The sequence below is a fragment of the Bacillus sp. FSL K6-3149 genome, from assembly GCF_038630515.1.
Lineage (GTDB): Bacteria > Bacillota > Bacilli > Bacillales > Bacillaceae > Bacillus > Bacillus pumilus.
In genome coordinates this window covers 3514543-3534550 of the sequence record NZ_CP152034.1, presented here as the reverse complement: position 1 = coordinate 3534550, position 20008 = coordinate 3514543, and the positions used below count along the sequence as shown (strand labels likewise).

Sequence of the window (20008 nt, the reverse complement as noted above, 5' to 3'; positions counted from 1 at the left end):
ACAGTGTATACATACTAAATGCATGTTTATAAATTAAAACTTATTTTTATGCAAAAACATTCACAGAATCAAAACAAGTGAGAGGAGCTTTTCAATCATGTCACAAAATAAAAAAGTCGTATTAGCATATTCCGGAGGTCTTGATACCTCTGTTGCAGTTAAATGGTTACAAGAGCAAGGATACGAAGTCGTCGCTTGCTGCCTAGACGTAGGTGAAGGAAAAGACTTAGCATTCGTTCAACAAAAAGCACTTCAAGTCGGAGCGGTTCAGTCTTACATGATTGACGCAAAAGAAGAATTCGCAGAGGAATTTGCACTAACTGCCTTACAAGCACACACGATGTATGAAGGGAAATATCCGCTTGTATCTGCATTATCTCGTCCACTTATTGCAAAAAAACTAGTGGAAGTCGCAGAGAAAGAAAATGCAGTAGCGGTTGCGCACGGATGTACTGGAAAAGGAAACGACCAAGTCCGTTTTGAAGTATCCATTAAAGCGTTGAATCCAGACCTAGAAGTTCTTGCACCAGTGCGTGAGTGGAAATGGTCTCGTGATGAAGAAATCGATTATGCACAAAAACATGGTATTCCAATTCCGATTAACTTAGACAGCCCATATTCAATCGACCAAAACCTTTGGGGCAGAAGTAACGAGTGCGGCATTTTAGAAGATCCTTGGGCTGCACCGCCAGAAGGAGCGTATGATTTAACGACGCCACTTGAAAAAACACCTGACACACCTGAAATCATTGAAATCACGTTTGAAAAAGGAAAACCAACAGCTATTGATGGTATTCAGTATTCCTTATCAGATCTTATTCTTCATTTAAATGAAGTCGCTGGTCAGCATGGGGTTGGCAGAATCGACCACGTTGAAAACCGTCTTGTAGGCATTAAATCTCGTGAAGTGTACGAATGCCCAGGTGCTGTCACACTTCTAAAAGCACATAAAGAGCTTGAAGACTTAACGCTAGTGAAGGAAGTCGCACACTTTAAGCCAATCGTTGAACAAAAAATGGCTGAATTAATATACAACGGATTATGGTTCTCACCTCTTAAAGGAGCACTAGATGCTTTCTTACAAGAAACACAACAGAACGTAACAGGTGTTGTACGTGTAAAACTATTTAAAGGCCATGCCATTGTTGAAGGACGTAAATCACCATATTCACTTTATGATGAAAATTTAGCAACTTACACAAAAGCAGATGAATTCGATCATGATGCAGCGGTAGGATTTATTAACCTTTGGGGCTTACCAACAAAAGTGAACAGCATCGTGAATAAAAAGGAGCAGGTTAAAGCATGAAAAAGCTTTGGGGAGGCCGATTTCAAAAAACACCAGAAAAATGGGTCGATGAGTTTGGCGCGTCCATTCATTTCGACAAACAATTAGTCAAAGAAGATCTGACCGGCTCCCTTGCTCATGCAAGTATGCTGAATACATGCGGTATCCTGGGCGATGACGAGGCCGCTGCCATTAAAGATGGACTGAATACGCTCATGAAAAAGGCAGAGGCAAATGAACTCGAATTCTCAGTGGATTATGAGGACATCCATTTAAACCTTGAAAAAATGCTCATTGATGAGATTGGTCCGCTTGGCGGCAAATTGCATACAGCGAGAAGCCGGAATGATCAGGTTGCCACTGATATGCATTTATATTTGAATAACCAAGTAGAGCATATCATTGAACTGATCTCTTCCTTTCAAACAGTGCTTGTGGAAAAAGCAGAACAGCACGTTGAAACGATTTTTCCAGGTTATACGCACTTACAGCGTGCACAGCCTATTTCCTTTGCGCATCATATGCTCGCCTATTTCTGGATGCTAGAGCGTGACAAAGCGCGTTTTCAAGATTCTTTGAAACGAATTAACGTGTCTCCACTTGGATGCGGGGCGCTAGCAGGAACGACATTCCCAATTGATCGTGAATATACAGCGGAGCTGCTTGGTTTTGATCATATTTACGAAAACAGCCTTGATGGCGTAAGTGATCGGGATTTCATTTTAGAGTTCTTGTCTAACAGCAGCCTTGTCATGATGCACCTCTCGCGTCTTTGTGAGGAAATCATTTTATGGTGCTCTCAAGAATTCAAATTCATTGAGCTTGATGACACATATGCAACAGGCAGCAGCATGATGCCGCAAAAGAAAAACCCGGATATGGCAGAATTGATCCGCGGGAAAACAGGCCGTGTGTATGGCAACCTGATGGGGCTTCTCACCATTATGAAAGGCTTGCCGCTTACGTATAACAAAGACCTGCAAGAAGATAAAGAAGGCATGTTTGATACAGTCAAAACCATCGCTGGCAGCCTGCAAATCTTCACAGGCATGATTCAAACAATGACAGTGAACGAAGATGTCATGAAAAAAGCAACGAAAGAAGATTTCTCAAATGCGACCGAAGTGGCAGACTACCTTGCGAAAAAAGGCATGCCATTCCGTGAAGCACACGAAATCGTTGGCAAGCTCGTGTATACATGCATTCAAAAAGGCATCTACTTAAGTGATCTTCCGTTTGAGACATTTACAGAAGCGAGCGATCTTTTTGAAGAAGACATTTACACCGTTCTTGATCCTTATGTTGCTGTTGAAAAAAGAACAAGCGCAGGTGGAACTGGATTTAAACAAATTCAGCTCGCTTTAGAAAAAGCAAAAGCCTGCCTAGCATAACTGACCAAAACCATTTGTTTATACGGATGGTTTTTTGTCTTGGGAAAAGGAAATTGATCATCATTAGAGAAGTTGAAAGCATACCAGTGCCAAGCTAAAGAGGGAGTGACAGCAGTTCATGAAGAAAACGCTTCAGGCTTTGTTTGACCAGCCCATCGCCTCAGTTAAGACGTTAGGAGAACAGTACGACGGACGGGCCAATGATGTGTGGCTGATCTCCTTACAAGACAAAACGGAATATGTGGTGAAATCTCCTAAAATGACAAAAGCAGAAAGTGAATTTGTATATGGGATCAACATGATCTATGGGGTCAATGCCGATATGGGACAAGAGCATCTCGATCAAATCAATGAAAAGCTGGCTCTGACGAATTCCTTTCATATTCCGGAAGTTGTTCGTAAAGTGAAGATGGCGGGGAGACATTATGATGTCATGGAAAAAGTAGAAGGAACACCTTTAACATCTTTTAAGGGACGTTCATCAGATTTCTATATGGATTACGGGAGGAAACTAGCACATCTTCATTCACATCGAACTCACTCCTTCGGTACTATATACGGAGCAGAAAAGAGGCATTTGAGTGAATTCCATGCTCTTTTAAAAAGGGCTGTGTCTAAACTTATAAGCCGCTATTACGCTGATCAGCCTGAATTTCAGTGCTATGGAGAAATGGTGCAGCAAAAGCTAGACCACCTCAGTCCTCCTGATTCAGCCAGTCTCATTTTAATTGATTTAGATCCGTCGCAATATATTGAAAAGTATGATCAAGTGACGAGTCTAGTTGATACGGAATACGTCGTATTTGGACCAGCTGCGTTTGATTTTATTGCATTGGAATACCTTTTGACGAAAGAAGCTGCACACGATGTTCAGTTGGGCTATGAAGAGATTTGCCCGCTTCCTCGCCAGCTTTATGAGGTGAGAGAATGCTACCGTTTTGTTTCGCTGCTTCTTGATATTCATGGCTCGTGGGATATCCAAAAGTGGATGAATCATCCTTCATTTTTTCATTCTAAATAGAAATAGCAGAAAGGGTTCATAAGTGCGCCAGATGCTGGTTTATAGTAAAGTAAAGATAACAAAAGAAACACATGAACTTGCAACCTTTGTTTTAGGAGGAGATTGTGTGCGACACGCATTAATAACAGCGGGTTCTAAGGGACTTGGCAGGAAAGTCACCGAGTCTTTACTGAATATGGGGTATTCTGTGACAGTAAATTATCGAAGTGATGATGAAGCTGTGCGCCAGATGAAAGAAGAATTGCAGCAATATGAAGAGAAGCTTCAATTTGTCCAAGGTGACGTGACAAACAAAGAAGATTTAAAAAATATGGTCGAGCTGGCAGCCGAGCGATTTGGGCGGATCGATGCCTTGATTAACAATGCCGGACCTTATATTTTTGAACGAAAAAAACTAGCGGATTATTCCGAAGATGAATGGTATCAAATGATGGAAGGCAACCTATCTGCTGTGTTCCATTTGTTCCGTATGGTCATCCCAATGATGAGAAAGCAAAGCTTCGGCCGAATTGTCACATATGGCTTTCAAGGCGCAGACCATGCGCCGGGATGGATGCACAGATCAGCCTTCGGAGCAGCAAAAGTGGGGCTGGCGTCACTGACGAAAACCATTGCGATTGAAGAAGCCGAAAATGGCATCACAGCCAATATGGTTTGTCCAGGCAAAATCGTTGGAGACATGAAAGAATCGACAATAGAAGAAGCGCGCCAGATGAAAGACGATGAAACGCCGATTGGCAGGTCTGGTACTGGAGAAGATATCGGGCGCATCATTTCCTTTTTATGCGATGACCGCTCTGATCTGATTACAGGAACCGTTATTGAAGCAACAGGTGGTCTTAACGTCATTCACAGACATTAAGTTTTTCAGTTTTTTATACAGGGAATAGATGAAATGAGATCAAATTCGAAAGGTGGATATACTCACATGAAAGCTACATATCACGGACATTCAGTCGTACACATTGAAACAAACGGATACCATATTTGGATTGATCCATTTTTAAATGGAAATAAGCACACAGATATCAAACCGCAAGATGTCAAAGCGGATGTCATTTTGCTCACGCACGGGCATGGAGATCACGTCGGTGACACCATTGAAATCGCCAAAAACAATGATGCGCTCGTTATTGCTCCATTCGAGCTTGCCACTTATTTAAGCTGGCAAGGGGTGAAAACGCACCCGCTTTCGATTGGAGGCGGACGTGAGTTTGAATTTGGTAAAGTGAAGCTCACTCAAGCGTTCCATGGTTCTGCTATCATTGATGAAGATGCCAAAACGATTACGTATACAGGCATGCCATCAGGTATTCTATTTACCGCAGAGGGCAAAACGATTTATCATGCCGGAGACACTGCACTCTTTTCAGATATGAAGCTGATCGGTGAGCTGAATCATATTGAGCTTGCATTCCTTCCGATCGGTGATAACTTCACGATGGGACCGGACGATGCAAGAATCGCAGCCGAATGGCTTCGGGCGAAGCAAGTCGTGCCAATTCACTACAGCACATTCCCGCCGATTGAGCAGGACCCACATGCATTTGCAGACAGCCTCCATGGCGGCGTCGGTCATGTGTTAAACAGCGGAGAATCGATAGAGATTTAATCAACATAGCAAAAAGTCGGCACTCAAATGCCGGCTTTTTTGTTTACATGTATCGCGCTGAAAAAAGACAAATTGCTATTAAAAGCCTCCTGCCCTTATAATGAAAGTTAGATGAAAACGCTGAAAACAAAAAGGGTGAACGGGATTGGCGACAAAGCATGAACAAATTTTATCGTATATTGATTCATTAGAAGTCGGAGAGAAAATTTCTGTCCGGCGTATTGCGAAAGAAATGAAAGTGAGTGAAGGGACCGCTTACCGGGCTATCAAGGATGCTGAAAATAAAGGATTCGTCAGTACCATTGAACGAGTTGGTACCATTCGAATTGAACAGAAGAAAAAAGAAAATATTGAAAAACTGACATATGCAGAAGTGGTCAATGTGATTGACGGACAGGTGCTTGGAGGACGAGCGGGCTTACATAAAACATTAAACAAATTTGTCATCGGAGCGATGGAGCTTGATGCGATGATGCGCTATACGGCAGCTGGAAACCTGCTAATTGTCGGAAACCGGATCAATGCCCACAGACAAGCATTAGAGGCAGGAGCAGCTGTGCTGGTCACGGGCGGCTTCTCAACAGATGATGAAATCATTCAGCTCGCAGATGAGCTTGAGCTGCCGATCTTATCGACAAGCTACGATACATTTACCGTAGCAGCTCTCATAAACCGGGCCATTTATGACCAACTCATAAAAAAAGAGATTGTGCTTGTGGAAGATATTTTAACGCCGATAGAACGAACAGTGTATTTATCACCAGAGGATAAGCTTGAAAAATGGTATGAAAAGAACTATGAAACTGGCCACGGACGCTTTCCGGTCGCAGACGACCAAATGAAAATTCACGGCATTCTCACCTCAAAGGATATCGCGGGGCATGACCGCTCCACACCGATTGAAAAGGTCATGACGAAAAACCCACTGACAGTCATTGGCAAAACCTCTGTCGCTTCTGCTGCTCAAATGATGGTATGGGAAGGCATTGAGGTGCTGCCTGTTGTAGATGATTATGCGAAACTGATTGGAATGATCAGTCGTCAGGACGTGCTGAAGGCGCTTCAAATGATTCAAAAGCAGCCGCAGGTCGGAGAAAAACTGGATGATGTTGTCTCAAGAGGGTTTAAAGAGACCGATACAGAAAAACCAAAGGCAGATGCCGTGTATCAATATGAGGTCACACCACAAATGACAAACCAGCTTGGAAACATTTCATATGGCGTGTTCACGCAAATTTTAATTGAATCCGCCAACCGCTTCTTAAAGTCTCATAAAAAAGGGGAGCTGATTGTCGAAAGTCTCTCTGTCTACTTCTTAAAACCGGTTCAAATGGAATCCACGATACAGATCAAGCCAAATATTTTAGAAGTAGGACGCAAGTTTGGAAAGCTGGAAGTGGAAGTTTATCATCAATCGAATATCGTCGGTAAAGCGATGCTGATGGTGCAGCTCATGGAGAGAGGATAATCTGCTGAAAAAGACAAAGGGCTAAAATAAACATCATTTTAGCCCTTCTCTCTTATTATGCGTGATCTTTTTCGCCTTCCTTTAAAAAGAGCGGAAGGTAATGCTTGTAGGCTTTATATCCAGCCCACGTACTGCCGATACCGACAGCAACAAAAATAAATCCAATGACAAATGCGAGTGACGAGCGGTTTAAAAATAATTGATTCACACCGAAGAGCAGGACAAAGCAGCCAAGTGCCATACTGGATTTCGCCGACCAGAATTTCTTTTCGACTGGGCGGTTCGTACGTACATTCTTTGCTTTGTAGTATAAATAAAACATGGCAGAACAAATAATAAACACAATCAAAACAAGCATGTGCCAAGCCTCCATTGTAAGTGGTTACAACCCTATTTTAAACGTAAATAGGCTTGCTTACTAGAATAAATTGTCTATTCCTCACTTTTCCGTCAGGATAGATTATGATTTAATAATAAAAAGAGTATCGGATAAGAAGGAGTTTTTATGAAAAAAGAACTGATTAGAACCATATCATTATATGACACCATCATCATTCATAGACATGTAAGACCAGATCCTGATGCGTATGGATCGCAGTGCGGCCTTACGGAAATCTTGCGTGCGACCTATCCAGAAAAAAATATTTATGCGACAGGAACCCCGGAGCCATCCCTTTCATTTTTATATGAACTTGATGAAGTGCCGGATGACGTGTACAAAGATGCCCTTGTCATTGTCTGCGATACAGCCAATCAAGCAAGAATTGACGATCAGCGCTATTCAATGGGCAATAAGCTGATGAAAATTGACCATCATCCAAATGAAGATCCTTATGGTGATTTACTTTGGGTGGATACAGAGGCAAGCTCTGTGAGCGAAATGATTTATGAATTGTACTTAGAGGGGAAAGAAGAAGGATATCAGCTGAATACAAAGGCGGCAGAACTCATTTATGCCGGCATTGTAGGAGACACGGGCCGCTTCCTTTTCCCAAACACGACGAAAAAGACGCTCAAATATGCTGGTGAACTGATCGAATATCCATTTTCATCTTCAGACCTTTTCAATCAATTGTATGAGACGGATCTGAATGTCGTGAAATTAAATGGCTATATTTTTCAACATATTTCTTTGTCAGAGAATGGAGTCGCTTCTGTTTTCATTAAGCAGGATATTTTGGAATCGTTCCAAACGACAGCGCAGCAAGCCTCACAGCTTGTTGGAACACTTGGAAATATTGCAGGGATTAAGGCATGGGTCTTTTTTGTGGAAGAAAATGATCAGATTCGTGTTAGATTCCGTTCGAAAGGCGTCGTCATTAATACCATTGCGAAAAAATATCATGGCGGCGGCCACCCGCTTGCAGCTGGTGCGTCTATTTATGATTGGGCCGTGGCAGATGAGATTTTGCGTGATTTAGAAGAAGTATGTAAATCATCATCATGAGAGAGGGGGGCTTCAAGTCCCCTCTCTCTTTTTTTGTCATGGAGAAGAGGGTTACTTGCATACAGGGATAAACCAGCAGCCGATGTCAGTTGAATCTTCATAGGCTTGGAGATTTTGATGCTTTAATTCTTTTTTAATTAAATGAGCCATCATTTCTGTCTCAGCATAAGCACACATGCCGTCCTTGATCCGGCTTGCTTTGTCTCGTGCCATTTGACGATAGCTATAAACCTCCATTGTCCTCACCTCTTTCTGTTTTAGATCTCGTTCTACTTTTAGTGTATAAAAATTAAGGGGGAAAAGCGATCATTGAGGGCAGAAATTCATAAAAATTCCACATGATCATTTATTCAGCAAATGAAATGCGCACTTCAAGTGAAAGCTTTGTATAAATTGTCAGCTCTGTCACTTTGGCACGGTATGCCTTTTCCCGAATGGTATATTCTTTGTTTTCGACCGTGCGTTTTAATAATTCCTTTGTTTTATAGACACTTTCAATATCCTTTGTAATAACCTCTGAGATATCCTCCTTGACCTGATCTTCAAATTTTAGCGTATCTGGCTCTGGGATTTTATATTGCTCACGATTGACGAGATGGACATCTACGCTTTGGATCAGCAGCCGCTTCTTATTATCCTCATTTAACTTATGCAAATCTTCCCGATAGAGTGTGATTTGTTCTTTCAGACTGTCCATATGGTGCTGCTGGCTTCTCAGCAGTGTCACCTGCTTTTCCTGAAAGGTTCCGTATGTAAAGAGGAAAATGAGCCAGCTCACAATCGCGCCAAACATCATCCCCGCAAAAAAACGCTGCCAGCCTGGACGTTTGTACAGCTCCGGCACCCTCATGATGACACATGCTCCTGTGTGAGCCACGTGATAATAAGATAACCCGTTTGCGCACCGCCCATGGCAGAGACAATTAATAAAATCTGCTTGAAAATATCACGCGTGTTCCCTTCAAAAATACCTCGTTCAAAGCTATAAACAGCATCAAACGTTCCGCCGATAGCTGCGACAAGCGCCCAAATCTTTAAACGGTTGGCAAGACTTGTAATAATGGATAAAGGCGGCTGACCAGACAAATAAGCACCAACACCGCCTATAATGGCACCACCCAAAATGACCCCAAGTGCAATAAAATAACAGCTAATAAAATTTGGAATAAAAGCTTCCTTCACATCCATTTTGTCCACCTCACTCTATTCAATATATGGTGCGTGCGGGACAAGTATGAACGGACAGAAAAGAAAGAACATTTGTTTCTCATCGCATCGCGTTTTATAATGAAAGAATGACTTTAGACGAAAGGAGTGGATTAAGCATGTCTTATGTTCATCTTCAGGTCCACAGTGGATACAGCTTATTAAGCAGTGCAGCAAAAGTAAAGGAGCTCGTGCTGAAAGCGAAAGAACTTGGCTGCAAGGCGCTCGCTCTTACCGATGACCATGTGATGTATGGAACGGTTGAATTTTATAAGGAATGTAAAAAACATGGCATCAAGCCTGTCATCGGTTTAACAGCTTCTGTCTTCATAGATGAACAAGAGACAGAGGCTTATCCCTTGGTACTCCTTGCCAAAAACAATGAAGGCTACCAAAATTTGATCAAGATCAGCAGTGTGCTGAAATCAAAATCAAAAGCTGGACTGAAAGAGAAATGGCTGAAAAGCTACCACCACGGGCTCATTGCCATCACACCAGGCGTTTCTGGTTACATTGAAACGCTGCTTCAGCATGATCAGCTAGAAGAAGCGCATGATGCGGCGAAACAATTGAAACATATTTTCGGTGAGGGACATGTGTACATCGCACTTCAGCCATTTCAGCAAGACGAATCGCTTGCCCGTAAACTGAGGGACGTCTCAAAAAGTGCCGACATTCCTCTTGTTGCGACAGGAGATGTCCACTACATCAACATGGAAGACAAAACGGCCTATACGTGTTTAAAGGCTATTAAAGCAGGGCAGCAGCTGCCTGAGGTTGAGGAAGACCGAGCAGAAAAGCATTTCAGAACCTTTGAAGAAATGAAGGAATGGTATACGCAGGATACGGAGCTGCTATCAAGAACGGTGGAGATCGCAGACCGCTGTGAAGTCGATTTAAATCTTGGGCAGACAAAACTCCCATCCTATCCGACCCCTGATCAATCAACAGCAGATCAGTTTTTACGCAAAGTGTGTGTAGAAGGGATGAAGCAAAGAAAGATTGCTTCAAATGACGCGTATGTGAAAAGACTTGAGTACGAACTGAGCATTATCCAAAAAATGAATTTCAGTGATTATTTTCTCATCGTGTGGGATTTTATGAAGTATGCCCATGACCAAGGCATTGTCACAGGGCCGGGCCGGGGATCGGCAGCAGGTTCACTTGTTGCATATGTTTTGTTTATTACAGATGTTGATCCGCTCCGTCACGGTCTGTTATTTGAGCGTTTTTTAAATCCTGAGCGAATCAGTATGCCTGATATTGATATTGATTTCCCCGATACGAGAAGAGATGAAATCATTTCTTATGTAAAAGACAAATACGGAGACATGCATGTGGCGCAAATTGTCACGTTTGGAACCCTTGCAGCAAAAGCAGCCTTAAGAGATGTCGGACGTGTGATGGGGATTGATTCAAAGGCAGCGGACCGTCTCGCAAAGCTGATTCCATCAAAGCCAGGAACGACGCTGAAAGAAGCGCTAGCTGCATCTCCTGAATTAAAAACAATGCTCCAGCAGTCCGAAGAGCTCAGGCAAGTCTTTCAAACTGCTTTAAAGGTAGAAGGCTTGCCAAGACATACCTCGACACATGCAGCCGGCGTTGTGCTGAGCGAGGAGCCGCTGACAGAGATTGTTCCTATTCAAGACGGCCATGATGGTGTGTATTTAACGCAGTATGCGATGAATTATTTAGAAGATCTTGGGCTTTTAAAGATGGATTTCTTAGGACTAAGGAACTTAACCTTAATTGAATCCATTAAAAACCAGATTGAAAGACAGGAAAACGTCCACATTAACTTTAGTGACATTTCATATGAAGATCAGAAAACATTTGAATTGTTATCAGCGGGAGATACGACTGGGATTTTCCAGCTTGAATCTCAAGGAATGCGTCAGGTGCTGAGACGCCTTAAGCCCTCTAGTTTAGAAGACATCGTGGCAGTCAATGCCCTCTATCGCCCAGGTCCAATGGAGAATATCCCGCTTTTTATCGACCGTAAGCACGGCAGAGTCAAGGTCTCTTACCCGCATCCTGATTTATATGACATTTTAAAAGACACATATGGGGTCATCGTCTATCAGGAGCAAATTATGCTGATTGCAGCGAAGATGGCAGGCTTTCAGCTTGGCGAGGCAGATCTATTAAGAAGAGCTGTTTCGAAGAAGGATAAAAAGGTCCTTGATGAAGAGCGGAGCCATTTTGTTGAAGGATGCCTAAAAAAGGAGTATCCTGTTAACATTGCAAATGACGTTTATGACTTAATCGTCAAATTTGCAAACTATGGTTTTAATAGAAGCCATGCTGTTGCATATAGCATGATTGGCTTTCAGCTTGCTTACTTAAAAGCGCATTATCCGTTATATTTTATGTGCGGACTTTTAACGAGTGTGATTGGAAATGAAGACAAAGTCGCTCAATATTTCTATGAGGCAAAGGAAAAAGGGATATCTGTGTTGAAGCCTTCTATTAATAAGAGTGAATTTCCATTTACGGTTGAAAAAGGGGAGATCCGCTACAGCTTAAGAGCGATCAAAAATGTCGGAGTGTCAGCTGTAAAGGATATATACAGGGCAAGACAGGAAAAGCCGTTTGAAGATTTATTTGATTTTTGCGCAAGAGTATCAGCAAAGAGTGTCAACCGAAAAACGATTGAAGCGCTCATTTTTTCAGGGGCGATGGATGAGCTTTATCCAAATCGTGCTTCGTTATTGGCATCAATAGATATTGCATTAGACCACGTGTCATTTTTAAATCCAGATGATCAGCTCGACTTTCTAGGGGATACAACCTTCTCCATTAAGCCAAAATATGCGGAGATAGAAGAATTGCCGCTAGTCGATCTCCTGCAATTTGAAAAAGAGGCACTTGGACTATATTTATCAAATCATCCTGTACAAGCGTACCGAGATCGCTTAAGAGAGAATGGTGCAGTGGACATCATCAGACTTTCCTCCTATATAAAGCGAAAGGTCTCAATGGGTGGTCTTTTGACAAAAGTGAAATCGATTCGAACAAAAAATGGACAATCGATGGCATTTATCACATTTGGGGATGAAACGGGAGAAATGGAAGGCGTCGTCTTTCCAGAGCAATTTAGAAAGCTGTCCCCCTTACTTGAGGAGGGCGCCATGCTTTATGTTGAAGGCAGAATAGATGTCAGAAATGACAGCAGCCAGATCATCGTGCAAGAAGCCGTTCTGCTTGAAGAGATGGGCACACAAAGAAAAGAGTCTGTCTACATTCGAGTGAAAGAAGAAAATCATACGCAGGAGCTGCTAGAGCAAGTAAAGCGGGTGATCTCGATGCACAGCGGAGAAGCAGATGTCTATTTGTATTATGAGAAGCAAAAAAAGACAGTGAGACTTCCAGATGCATACAAAGTTCATGCAGATCATGCTGTCATTTTCCAGCTAAAAGAGCTACTCGGTGAACAAAACGTTGTGATTAAATGATGACAAATCGCCTGAATATGTTTTACAAATTCACCTATTGTGTTATCATTTTAAAGATTCTGTGTATTTAAAACTGCCAGTATGTGCTTATCAACTTAGCAATTCATTAAATCATTTTCCACTTGAAGGAGTGTTCATCACATGTCATTAAGAGAAGAAGCATTACATATGCACAAAGAGAATCAAGGCAAACTTGAATCAAAATCAAAAGTACAAGTGAAAAATGCGAAAGACTTGAGCTTGGCTTACTCACCTGGTGTTGCAGAACCATGTAAAGATATTTATGACGACACAAGCAAAGTGTATGATTATACAATGAAAGGCAATATGGTCGCTGTTGTCACAGACGGAAGTGCTGTTTTAGGGCTTGGAAATATTGGTGCAGAAGCATCTCTTCCAGTCATGGAAGGAAAAGCTGTATTATTCAAAAGCTTCGCTGGCGTTGATGCCTTCCCAATCGCGCTTGCGACAAACGATGTAGACAAAATCGTTGAAACAGTAAAGCTTCTTGAGCCAACGTTTGGCGGTGTCAACCTTGAAGATATTGCAGCTCCAAACTGCTTTATTATCGAAGAGCGCTTGAAAAAAGAGACAAACATTCCAGTGTTCCACGATGATCAGCACGGAACAGCGATTGTGACAGTAGCTGGACTTGTAAATGCACTGAAACTGTCTGGAAAATCAATGTCCTCTATCAAAGTGGTGGCAAACGGCGCTGGAGCAGCGGGAATTGCGATTATCAAGCTTCTATATCATTTCGGTGTACGTGATATCATCATGTGTGATACAAAAGGCGCAATTTACGAAGGCCGCCCGAACGGTATGAATGCAGTGAAAAACGAAGTGGCTAAATTCACGAACCAAGACCGTAAAGAAGGTTCATTAGAAGAAGTGATTGAAGGCGCTGACGTCTTCATTGGGGTTTCAGCAGCAGGCGCTCTAACAAAAGAAATGGTTGGCAAAATGGCAAAAGATCCTGTCATCTTCGCAATGGCGAATCCTAATCCAGAGATCATGCCAGAAGATGCACATGCAGCAGGCGCAAGTGTTGTAGGAACTGGCCGTTCTGACTTCCCGAACCAAGTAAACAACGTACTGGCATTCCCAGGAATTTTCCGCGGAGCACTAGATGTACGTGCAACCCACATTAACGAAGAAATGAAAATTGCAGCCGTTGAAGCAATTGCTTCTCTTGTTTCAGATGATAAATTGTCAGCTGAATACGTCATCCCTGAACCATTTGATGCACGTGTAGCACCAGCGGTAGCAAAAGCAGTAGCAAAAGCAGCAATGGAAACTGGTGTTGCAAGAATCAAAGTCGACCCAGAAGAAGTCGCTGAAAAAACAAGAAAATTAACGATTATCGGCGAATAATCAATTGGAAAAGTGTGCACGTTCTTTCTGAAATTGGAGGAAAGACGTGCACCATTTCCTCTCATACGCGAAAATTTTTTCATCCGGAATGATATTTTTTTGTAGACGTTCACAATTCACATATATCAACTGCTCAGCGCCCCAAACACATACTCATTTCTCATCAATTCCCCACTGAAAAAATTGAATGAAGGATGACAGCGTTTGACAAAAAAAGTACAATAGTTTCGGTACAGTTATGACATGTCCTATAATAGTGGATGTGCGTGTAAAGAAAAAACCCTTCAAAAAGGGAGGTAGTCATTTGTCAATCAAAAATATTTTCAGTAAAAAGAAAAAATATGCATCTGTACCCTCTGAACAGGCAAGTCAAGATGTGCCTGAAGGCATCATGACCAAATGTCCGCAATGTAAAAAAATAATGCTCACCAAAGAACTAGATAAAAATTTACGTGTTTGCATGAATTGCGGTAGACATTTGCAAATGAATGCAAAACAGCGTATTGACAGCCTTGTTGACGAAGGCACATTTGAAGAATTTAACGGGCATCTGATCTCAGAAAACCCGCTCGGATTCCCAGGCTACGAAGAAAAGCTTGAGAAAGACAGAGAAAAAACGTCTTTGAATGAAGCCATTGTCACAGGTCAAGGTGAAATTGAAGGCAAGCCTGCTGTGATCGCTGTCATGGATGCCACATTCCGTATGGGCAGCATGGGCTCAGTTGTTGGTGAAAAGATCACACTTGCGATCGAGAAAGCAAAAGCGGACAAGGTGCCATTTATCATCTTTACTGCATCTGGCGGAGCGAGAATGCAAGAGGGGATCCTCAGTCTTATGCAAATGGCAAAAACAAGCTCAGCATTAAAGCTGTTCAGCGAGGATCAAGGTTTGATTATCTCTGTGATGACGAACCCAACAACTGGCGGTGTATCAGCTAGTTTCGCGTCTCTTGGTGATTACAACTTTGCAGAACCTGGTGCTTTAATTGGGTTTGCAGGTCGTAGAATCATTGAACAAACCATTCGTGAAGACCTGCCAGAGGACTTCCAAACGGCTGAATTTTTAATGAAGCATGGTCAATTGGATGCTGTCATTCATCGTGCAGAGATGAAAGAAACACTAGGCCGAATCTTAGCATTACACAGCACAGGAGGTGAACGAGAGTGGCTGGAGAACTAGAATTTGAAAAACCTGTCATTGAACTTCGAGCGAAAATTGATGAACTGAAAAAGTTCACACAAAACTCAGAAATGGATTTAAGTGCAGAAATTGAGCGTCTTGAAACACGTCTGAGCAAACTTGAAGCAGACATTTATACAAATTTAAAACCGTGGGACAGAGTACAGATTGCTCGTCATGCGATGCGCCCAACAACTCTCGATTACATTCAAGAGCTGTTTGACAACTTTTTCGAGTGTCACGGTGACCGTTTTTATGGCGATGATGAAGCGATCGTTGGAGGAATTGCCACGTTTAAAGGGCTTCCTGTCACGGTGATTGGCCATCAGCGCGGTAAAGATACAAAAGAAAACTTGCGCCGTAATTTCGGAATGCCTCATCCAGAAGGCTACCGTAAAGCGCTGCGCTTGATGAAACAAGCAGATAAATTTAATCGCCCGATCATTTGTTTTATTGATACAAAAGGAGCTTATCCTGGTAAAGCAGCTGAAGAACGCGGGCAAAGTGAAGCAATTGCGAAAAACCTATTCGAAATGGCAGGACTTCGTGTACCGGTTGTCTGTATTGTCATTGGAGAAGGCGGAAGTGGCGGCGCACTAGGCTTAGGCGTAGGAAACCACCTATACATGCTAGAGAATTCAACGTATTCAGTGATTTCACCTGAAGGTGCAGCAGCACTGCTCTGGAAGGACTCATCACTTGCGAAAAAAGCTGCAGAATCAATGAAAATTACGGCTCCAGACCTAAAAGAATTAGATATTATAGATGATGTTATTAAAGAAGTGCAAGGTGGAGCACACCGAGACGTGAAACAACAAGCAGCCTACATTGAAAAAACATTAAAACAGTCACTTACATCTTTGCTCAAACTAACACCTGAAGAACTAGTCGAACAAAGATATCAAAAATACAAAGCAATCGGGAAAGTATCGGTTGAAAATCAATATATTGGGGTAAACTAAATAAACGTACAGCCTTTTTGGCTGGCGTTTATTTTTTTTCATCCTTTTTCATGAAAACCGACCTCATGTAAGCGCTATTTGAAAATAATTTTCTTTTGTTTTCATAAAGTTTGAAACGTCTGAAAACCCTGATACGGTGGGCTTTAGAAGGCTGGATATTCCTCGCTTTTGAAAGAATTGCTTTCATGACTTTCTTAACTTTTGTTTAAAAACGGTTTATTTAATTGTATAATAAGTACGGTTTTAGAAATACGTATTGAAAACATCCGGTTTTGCTCATGATTGTTTTCAAGCAGTGGAAATGGTATGTTTAATTCATATATGGTCTCTGAGGTGAAAAAGATGAAGCGTATAGGAGTTTTAACGAGCGGTGGGGATTCCCCAGGAATGAATGCAGCTGTGCGCGCAGTTGTAAGGAAAGCGATTTACCATAATGTTGAAGTTTACGGTATTTATAATGGATATTCAGGTCTAATTAACGGTAAAATTGAGAAACTTGAAATAGGTTCAGTTGGCGATATCATTCATCGTGGAGGAACAAAACTTTACACGGCAAGATGCCCTGAATTCAAGACAGTTGAAGGTCGTGAAAAAGGCATTGAGAACTTAAAAAAATTCGGTATTGAAGGACTTGTTGTGATTGGCGGAGACGGTTCATTCATGGGAGCGAAGAAATTAACTGAGCTCGGTTTTCCATGTGTAGGTGTCCCGGGTACAATCGACAACGATATCCCAGGTACTGATTTCACTATTGGCTTTGATACAGCACTGAATACAGTCATTGACGCCATTGATAAAATTCGTGATACAGCCACATCTCATGAACGTACATACGTAGTGGAAGTAATGGGAAGACATGCTGGTGATATTGCTCTTTGGTCAGGTCTTGCAGGCGGAGCCGAATCTATTTTGATTCCTGAAGCAGACTATGACATGGATGAAATTATCGCGAGATTAAGAAGAGGGCACGAGCGCGGCAAGAAGCACAGTATCATCATCGTCGCAGAAGGCGTAGGCAGCGGTGTTGAATTTGGTAAGCGGATTGAAGAGGAGACAAGCCTTGAAACCCGTGTATCTGTCTTAGGACATATTCAGCGCGGAGGTTCTCCAAGCGCATTTGACCGAGTACTCGCAAGCCGTTTAGGAGCATACGCAGTAGAACTTCTTCTTGAAGGAAAAGGCGGACGCTGTGTGGGTATTCAAAGCAACGAACTCGTTCACCACGATATTTTAGATATCTTAGATAAAAAACATACAGTCGATCAAAATATGTACCGACTTTCACAAGAGCTCTCTATATAAAACGAGAAGACCTTAGGAGGAACAGTAATGAGAAAGACAAAAATCGTTTGTACAATCGGTCCAGCAAGTGAAACTATTGAAAAGCTGACTGAATTGATTGAAGCAGGAATGAATGTAGCCAGACTAAACTTCTCTCATGGAGATTTTGAAGAGCATGGTGCACGCATTGAAAACATTCGTAAAGCAGGTAAAACATTAGGCAAGGACATTGCGATCCTTCTTGATACAAAAGGTCCAGAGATCCGTACACGCACAGTTGAAAACGGCTCAATTGAGCTAGTCGCTGGTGCAGATCTTATCGTAAGTATGGAAGACATTGTTGGAAATACGGAAAAAATTAGTGTGACGTATGAAGAGTTAATTCATGATGTAGAAGTAGGCTCAACGATTCTATTAGATGATGGTCTTATTGGTTTAGAAGTGAAAGAAATTAACATGGACCGCAAAGAAATCGTCACAAAAGTCATGAATACAGGCACGCTCAAAAACAAAAAAGGTGTAAACGTACCAGGTGTAAGTGTGAACCTGCCAGGTATTACAGAAAAGGATGCCAATGATATTCTGTTCGGAGTTGAACAAGGCGTCGATTTCATCGCAGCTTCTTTTGTGAGACGAGCTTCTGATGTTCTTGAAATTCGTGAGCTTCTTGAAAAGAATAACGCGGCTGACATTCAAATCATTCCTAAGATTGAAAACCAAGAGGGTGTTGATAACATCGATGAAATCCTTGAGGTATCAGACGGTTTGATGGTTGCACGTGGAGATCTTGGTGTAGAGATCCCGGCAGAAGAAGTACCACTTGTTCAAAAAATGCTGATCAAAAAATGCAATCGCTTAGGCAAACCAGTCATCACAGCGACCCAAATGCTTGATAGCATGCAGCGTAATCCTCGTCCAACTCGTGCGGAAGCAAGTGACGTGGCAAATGCCATTTTTGATGGCACAGATGCGATTATGCTTTCTGGTGAAACAGCAGCAGGAACATATCCAGTAGAAGCTGTACAAACGATGCATAACATTGCATCACGTTCAGAAGATGCACTCAACTATAAAGCCATTCTTTCTCGCAGAAGCGAAGAAGTAGATGTCAGCATTACAGATGCCATCGGTCAATCTGTTGCACATACAGCGATGAAGCTTGACGTTGCAGCGATTGTGACACCTACGGAAAGCGGTCATACAGCGAGAATGATTTCAAAATATAGACCAAAAGCACCAATCGTAGCAGTTACAGCAAACGAATCAGTTGCGAGAAAGCTATCTCTTGTATTCGGTGTATTTGCAAAGAGCGGCTCAAAAACGACGTCTACTGATGAAATGCTTGAGAATGCAGTCGAGAAATCGATTGAAACAGGCTACGTGAGACATGGCGATTTAATCGTTATTACAGCCGGTGTGCCAGTTGGTGAAACAGGTACAACAAACTTAATGAAAGTTTATGTTGTCGGTGACATCATTGCGAAAGGTCAAGGAATTGGCCGTAAATCTGCATTTGGACCGGTTGTCATTGCGCAAAGCGGAAAAGAAGCAGAGGAAAAAATGTATGATGGTGCAATTCTTGTTGCAAACTGTACAGACCGTGATATGATGGGTGCTTTAGAAAAAGCATCTGCCCTGATCACTGAAGAAGGCGGACTAACAAGCCATGCAGCAGTCGTTGGACTTAGCCTTGGCATTCCAGTGATTGTAGGTCTTGACAGCGCAACAACACTGCTAAAAGAAGGCGAAGAGATTACAGTAGATCCGGCACGCGGAGCGATCTACAAAGGCCGTGCAAGCGTCCTTTAATTGATACACACGAGGGGAGTTGTCTGACTCCTCTCTTTTTTTATGTTACACTAAAAAAGTAAAACAGCTTTCGGGTGAAAGATACCCCATGAGGTGATATGGCTTGAAAAAATATTTGCTACTATTATTGATTCTGTTCCCTGCCGTGGAAATCAGTTTATTTTTAATATCAAGTAAAATCATTGGCATTTTGCCAACGATGCTGATGATCGTACTCACGAGTGCATTAGGTGCTTATTTTGCAAGAAAACAAGGAATCGAAGCTTTTCAAAAAGTGCAAAGAGATTTACAATATGGCAAAATGCCAGGGGTAGCGATTGTCGATGGTTTTTGCATTCTAATCGGCGGTCTGCTGCTACTCATTCCCGGCTTCTTATCAGATATCATCGGTGCGCTGCTGCTCATTCCGATGACGAGAAAGCAAATCAAGCCGCTTTTTGAACGCTGGCTTAGAAACATGTCTAATCGCAGTCGCTATACAATTATTCGCTAAAGAGACCTTGAACTGAAGGTC

18 protein-coding genes are annotated in these 20008 nt (G+C 42.2%); 14 read left to right on the top strand and 4 right to left on the bottom strand.

The window, feature by feature from the left end; translation table 11 throughout:
* Nucleotides 1–97: 97 nt before the first annotated feature.
* From MHB83_RS18010 to MHB83_RS17985, 6 genes are all read left to right on the top strand, one after another.
* Nucleotides 98–1309, top strand: coding sequence for an argininosuccinate synthase (locus MHB83_RS18010; protein WP_003216486.1), 1212 nt, complete (start codon nt 98–100; stop codon nt 1307–1309).
* Nucleotides 1306–2679: an argininosuccinate lyase gene (gene argH, locus MHB83_RS18005; RefSeq protein WP_003216440.1), complete on the top strand. Its 1374-nt coding sequence runs from the start codon at nt 1306–1308 to the stop codon at nt 2677–2679. Before MHB83_RS18010 ends, argH begins: the two co-directional genes overlap by 4 nt.
* Before the next feature lie 118 nt (nt 2680–2797).
* Entirely contained in the window at nt 2798–3700 is a 903-nt protein-coding gene (locus tag MHB83_RS18000; RefSeq protein WP_342496526.1) for an aminoglycoside phosphotransferase family protein, read from the top strand.
* Between the two features lie 106 nt (nt 3701–3806).
* Nucleotides 3807–4562: an SDR family oxidoreductase gene (locus MHB83_RS17995; RefSeq protein WP_050943582.1), complete on the top strand. Its 756-nt coding sequence runs from the start codon at nt 3807–3809 to the stop codon at nt 4560–4562.
* A gap of 66 nt (nt 4563–4628) precedes the next feature.
* Nucleotides 4629–5312, top strand: coding sequence for a metal-dependent hydrolase (locus MHB83_RS17990; protein ID WP_321999455.1), 684 nt, complete (start codon nt 4629–4631; stop codon nt 5310–5312).
* Between the two features lie 145 nt (nt 5313–5457).
* Nucleotides 5458–6780, top strand: coding sequence for a CBS domain-containing protein (locus tag MHB83_RS17985; protein WP_003216834.1), 1323 nt, complete (start codon nt 5458–5460; stop codon nt 6778–6780).
* Nucleotides 6781–6835: 55 nt separating this feature from the next.
* Here MHB83_RS17985 and MHB83_RS17980 read toward each other — a convergent pair whose 3' ends face one another.
* Complete coding sequence (locus MHB83_RS17980) at nt 6836–7138, bottom strand: YtpI family protein (RefSeq protein ID WP_003216665.1); 303 nt, start codon at nt 7136–7138, stop codon at nt 6836–6838.
* A 147-nt stretch (nt 7139–7285) separates the two neighbouring features.
* Between MHB83_RS17980 and MHB83_RS17975 the strand changes: the two genes are divergently transcribed.
* A complete protein-coding gene (locus tag MHB83_RS17975; protein ID WP_253622344.1) occupies nt 7286–8227 on the top strand; it encodes a bifunctional oligoribonuclease/PAP phosphatase NrnA in 942 nt (313 codons plus the stop codon).
* 51 nt (nt 8228–8278) lie between these two features.
* On the opposite strand, the gene MHB83_RS17970 is transcribed toward MHB83_RS17975, so the two are convergent.
* The 3 genes from MHB83_RS17970 to MHB83_RS17960 form a co-directional block, all read right to left on the bottom strand.
* On the bottom strand, nt 8279–8464 hold the full coding sequence (locus MHB83_RS17970) for a hypothetical protein (protein ID WP_003216400.1): 186 nt from the start codon (nt 8462–8464) through the stop codon (nt 8279–8281).
* A 109-nt stretch (nt 8465–8573) separates the two neighbouring features.
* Nucleotides 8574–9077 (bottom strand): sporulation membrane protein YtrI, encoded by a 504-nt coding sequence (ytrI, locus tag MHB83_RS17965; protein WP_003216226.1) that lies wholly within the window; start codon nt 9075–9077, stop codon nt 8574–8576.
* Complete coding sequence (locus tag MHB83_RS17960; RefSeq protein ID WP_034661856.1) at nt 9074–9415, bottom strand: YtrH family sporulation protein; 342 nt, start codon at nt 9413–9415, stop codon at nt 9074–9076. The genes ytrI and MHB83_RS17960 overlap by 4 nt, the downstream gene beginning before the upstream one ends.
* A 137-nt stretch (nt 9416–9552) precedes the next feature.
* On the opposite strand from MHB83_RS17960, the gene dnaE reads away from it, so the two are divergent.
* The 7 genes from dnaE (at nt 9553) to MHB83_RS17925 (ending at nt 19987) form a co-directional block, all read left to right on the top strand.
* Nucleotides 9553–12888, top strand: coding sequence for a DNA polymerase III subunit alpha (dnaE, locus tag MHB83_RS17955; protein WP_342496525.1), 3336 nt, complete (start codon nt 9553–9555; stop codon nt 12886–12888).
* Nucleotides 12889–13029: 141 nt separating this feature from the next.
* On the top strand, nt 13030–14262 hold the full coding sequence (locus MHB83_RS17950) for a malic enzyme-like NAD(P)-binding protein (RefSeq protein WP_050943586.1): 1233 nt from the start codon (nt 13030–13032) through the stop codon (nt 14260–14262).
* 304 nt (nt 14263–14566) lie between these two features.
* The gene (gene accD, locus MHB83_RS17945; RefSeq protein WP_050943587.1) at nt 14567–15442 is read left to right on the top strand and encodes an acetyl-CoA carboxylase, carboxyltransferase subunit beta; all 876 of its coding nucleotides are present in this window, start codon (nt 14567–14569) and stop codon (nt 15440–15442) included.
* The gene (gene accA / locus MHB83_RS17940) at nt 15427–16404 is read left to right on the top strand and encodes an acetyl-CoA carboxylase carboxyl transferase subunit alpha (protein WP_003216264.1); all 978 of its coding nucleotides are present in this window, start codon (nt 15427–15429) and stop codon (nt 16402–16404) included. The genes accD and accA overlap by 16 nt, the downstream gene beginning before the upstream one ends.
* Before the next feature lie 342 nt (nt 16405–16746).
* Nucleotides 16747–17706, top strand: a complete 960-nt coding sequence (pfkA, locus tag MHB83_RS17935) for a 6-phosphofructokinase (protein WP_012010865.1) — start codon at nt 16747–16749, stop codon at nt 17704–17706.
* Nucleotides 17707–17733: 27 nt separating this feature from the next.
* Complete coding sequence (gene pyk, locus MHB83_RS17930; protein WP_003216573.1) at nt 17734–19494, top strand: pyruvate kinase; 1761 nt, start codon at nt 17734–17736, stop codon at nt 19492–19494.
* Between the two features lie 103 nt (nt 19495–19597).
* Nucleotides 19598–19987, top strand: coding sequence for an FxsA family protein (locus MHB83_RS17925; protein WP_003216718.1), 390 nt, complete (start codon nt 19598–19600; stop codon nt 19985–19987).
* Nucleotides 19988–20008: the final 21 nt, after the last annotated feature.